3 protein-coding genes are annotated in these 3,613 nt (G+C 46.4%); 2 read left to right on the top strand and 1 reads right to left on the bottom strand.

The annotated features are described in order from the left end of the window. Positions 1–342 precede the first annotated feature (342 nt). Positions 343–786 carry a hypothetical protein gene (locus ACLFWI_RS28390; protein WP_446415716.1) on the bottom strand — a complete coding sequence of 148 codons (444 nt, stop codon included), beginning with the start codon at positions 784–786 and terminating at the stop codon, positions 343–345. Between the two features lie 521 nt (positions 787–1,307). On the opposite strand from ACLFWI_RS28390, the gene ACLFWI_RS28395 reads away from it, so the two are divergent. Both ACLFWI_RS28395 and acs read left to right on the top strand, forming a co-directional pair. Further along, the gene (locus tag ACLFWI_RS28395) at positions 1,308–1,448 is read left to right on the top strand and encodes a hypothetical protein (RefSeq protein WP_446415717.1); all 141 of its coding nucleotides are present in this window, start codon (positions 1,308–1,310) and stop codon (positions 1,446–1,448) included. Then, a complete protein-coding gene (gene acs / locus ACLFWI_RS28400) occupies positions 1,430–3,400 on the top strand; it encodes an acetate--CoA ligase (RefSeq protein ID WP_446415718.1) in 1,971 nt (656 codons plus the stop codon). The genes ACLFWI_RS28395 and acs overlap by 19 nt, the downstream gene beginning before the upstream one ends. Positions 3,401–3,613: the final 213 nt, after the last annotated feature.

Consider the following 3,613-nt stretch of genomic DNA (forward strand, 5'->3'; position numbering starts at 1 on the left):
ATGGTAAGGTGCGACTCATTATCCATCCGAAAACCAATCCAGACGCTTATCAAGAAATTTTAGACTATGTGAAAAAGACAGTTGGTCAACCTATTGGTTTTCAGTTATCCGCTAAAAGTGAAACTTGAGTATTACTTAGGGCTTGCTGAATAAGTTTTGGGGTGAGTGGAGGGAACTGCTTAACAGGGAACGGTTGTAGTGCGAGCGTCTCGCTCGCTATTTTGTATGGTTTTATCTATAGAGGCAAATTTGCTTGTATTCAATCAACCTTTAATCGCCCTTAATCCCTTTATTTTTAAGGGTTTCAAGTTTATGCGACTACCCCTATTTAGGATTGATTTGTCAGGCAAGAAACTGTTTAATCCTTTTGGCTAAATGTTGCTGTAGTCTACAATCTGTAGAAGGAATTGGAGTCAAATAGAATAGCTCTCCAGAGAAAAGCACCAACCTGAGCCGATATAACTTAAACCCGAATAGGTTAAGCTGTTCAACTTGTACCTCAGTCACCTGGTCAATTGGACGGCGGATTACCTTGGTTCCTAACCAACCTTGTTGCTGAAATATGACCCAGTTGCCCTGTTTGTCAAATTGGCATGTCTTCACCGGACTACTGAATATCATCACATTCGCTAAGATAATACAAACCAATCCGAACCAATCAATCGATGAATTAGAAGAAAGAAAAATCAGCAATCCGATCGCGGCTGTTAAGCCACTCAATATCCAAACCCCAATTGGGCGTTCTTTCAGCGTCAGTAATGTCACCGTTTGTTGAACGACTTTCATGTCACGTTTTTAGTTGAGATGGGGAACTCATGAGGGTAAGTAGGTGGGGACAATTAAAGTTAACGGTGGGGATCGTCATTCGTCATTCGTCATTCGTCATTTGTAAGGGTTTGAGGCTTGTTAACATAACTTCATAAGGTTGAGTTTATTTCCACCAACCTACTTAGAGACAGTGAACAGTGAACACCTCGACTTACTTCGGCTTCGCTCAGTAACACGCTCGGTGTGTCACAGGGAACAGGGAAGAAAAACCCTGCCCTGAACCTAGCCAAAGCATCAATTGTCGGGGCGGGTTTAGGAATTAACGCTAGCTTAATCACCGATAACGGTGAAACAAAACCCGCCCTTATTCATGGGTTAAAACAGTGGGTATTTGGTCGGGGCAGGTTTAGGAACTAACGCTAGCTGAATCACCAATAACGGCTAAACAAAACCTGCCCTTATTCATGCTCAACTATATTAAATTATGTAAATAGACCTCAAACCCTTACAAATGACAAATGACAAATGACGAATGACGAATGACAAATAATGCCGCCCCTATCGAGGAGTCGGTAAGCTTTACAAAACGTCAAAATTGCTCATTCCGGCAAATCTGCCTTCAAAATGGTTTGAGTACAGTAGCAGATAACAACCGCAAACAATGCCTGAATCGACTATAGAATCAGTTCTGCAAGAAAAACGCCGATTCCAACCCCCAGCTAAATTTTCCCAGACTGCCCACATTCAGAGTCTGGAAGAGTATCAGCGCCTCTATGACAAGGCAAAAGCTGACCCGTTAAAATTTTGGGCGGAGTTAGCCGAACAAGAGTTACACTGGTTCCAGAAATGGGATACAGTCCTCGATTGGCAACCTCCCTTCGCTAAATGGTTTGTCGGAGGCAAGACGAATATTTCCTATAATTGCCTAGACAGACACCTAACCACCTGGCGACGGAATAAAGCTGCCTTGATTTGGGAAGGGGAACCAGGCGATTCCCGCACCCTAACCTATGCCCAACTGCACCGGGAAGTTTGCCAATTTGCCAATGTCCTCAAGCAATTAGGCGTGAAAAAAGGCGATCGCGTGGGGATTTATATGCCCATGATTCCAGAAGCCGCGATCGCGATGCTAGCTTGTGCCAGGATTGGTGCGCCGCATACCGTGGTATTTGGCGGGTTTAGTTCCGAAGCCTTAAAAGATCGATTAGTAGACGCCCAAGCGAAAGTAGTCGTCACCGCAGATGGCGGCTGGCGTAAAGATAAGATTGTTCCCCTGAAACCCGAAGTCGATAAAGCCCTTGCCAATAACGGCGCACCCACGGTAGAAAACGTCCTCGTGGTTCAACGTACCCAGCAGAAAATCCAGATGGAACCCGGGCGCGATCATTGGTGGCATGATTTACAAGCCGGGGTATCAGGGGATTGTCCCGCTGAACCCATGGATAGTGAGGACATGCTGTTCATTCTCTACACCTCTGGGACAACCGGGAAACCCAAAGGTGTTGTTCACACCACCGCTGGCTATAACCTTTACACCCATATCACCCTGAAATGGACTTTTGATCTCAAAGACACTGATGTTTACTGGTGTACCGCTGACGTGGGTTGGATTACGGGTCACAGTTACATCGTTTATGGTCCCCTGTCCAATGGTGCCACCACCGTCATGTATGAAGGCGCACCCCGTCCCTCGAATCCAGGGTGTTTATGGGATATGGTGGAAAAATATGGCGTCAATATTTTCTATACCGCACCAACTGCAATTCGGGCATTAATTAAGATGGGGGAACACCATCCCAAAGCCCGAAACTTGTCCTCTTTACGGATTTTGGGAACCGTCGGTGAACCGATTAATCCAGAAGCCTGGATGTGGTATCACCGAATTATTGGCGGGGAACGTTGTCCAATTGTCGATACCTGGTGGCAAACGGAGACAGGGGGATTTATGATTACGCCCCTACCTGGTGCGATTCCCACCAAACCGGGTTCAGCCACGTTACCGTTTCCAGGTATTCTGGCAGATATTGTCGATTTAGAAGGCAATCCGGTTGCGGCAAATCAAGGGGGATATCTGGTGATTAAGCACCCTTGGCCCGGAATGATGCGAACGGTGTATGGTGATCCGGATCGCTTCCGCCGCACCTATTGGGAACATATTGCACCCAAAGACGGGCAGTATCTCTACTTTGCTGGGGATGGTGCGCGTCGAGATGAAGATGGCTATTTCTGGGTGATGGGGCGCGTGGATGATGTGATTAATACCTCTGGACATCGCCTCGGTACTATGGAAATTGAATCGGCGTTAGTCTCCCATCCCGCCGTAGCAGAAGCGGCTGTGGTTGGACAACCGGATGAGGTGAAAGGGGAAAATGTTTTTGCTTTTGTCATGTTGGAGAATGACTACAGTCCAACAGAGGAATTGGCAAATGAACTTAAGGCACATGTGGTTAAGGAAATTGGTGCCATTGCCCGTCCCGGTGAGATTCGCTTTACAGAGGGAATGCCCAAAACGCGATCGGGTAAGATTATGCGGCGTTTGTTGCGGAATTTAGCAGCCGGTCAGGATGTGGCTGGAGATACGTCTACATTGGAAGATCGCAGCGTATTGGATAAATTAAGAGGCGGCGCTTAAAACGTTGCCGGATTGAGGATCAGAGGGTAAGCGAGAGAAAATTCGCTTACTCTTGATTTGTTTTTTATATCCTACTGTCCCAGGTTTTGTGCTGAACATTTAACTGGCTGGAAGGGCAAAATGTGTGAAAATAGATAGATGTAAAGAAAGATGAATTAAAACCAATGGGAGAACAACTGAGTCAAGTCCTAGAACCTATCGCTGCGTGGTTTC

The organism is Coleofasciculus sp. (genome assembly GCF_046539235.1).
In the GTDB taxonomy this organism is placed as follows: domain Bacteria; phylum Cyanobacteriota; class Cyanobacteriia; order Cyanobacteriales; family Coleofasciculaceae; genus Coleofasciculus.

Coding starts and splice junctions, on each gene's coding strand:
- acs (WP_446415718.1), top strand. CDS start 1,430: ATGCCTGAATCGACTATAGAATCAGTTCTGCAAGAAAAACGCCGATTC.
- ACLFWI_RS28395 (WP_446415717.1), top strand. CDS start 1,308: ATGACAAATAATGCCGCCCCTATCGAGGAGTCGGTAAGCTTTACAAAA.
- ACLFWI_RS28390 (WP_446415716.1), bottom strand. CDS start 786: ATGAAAGTCGTTCAACAAACGGTGACATTACTGACGCTGAAAGAACGC.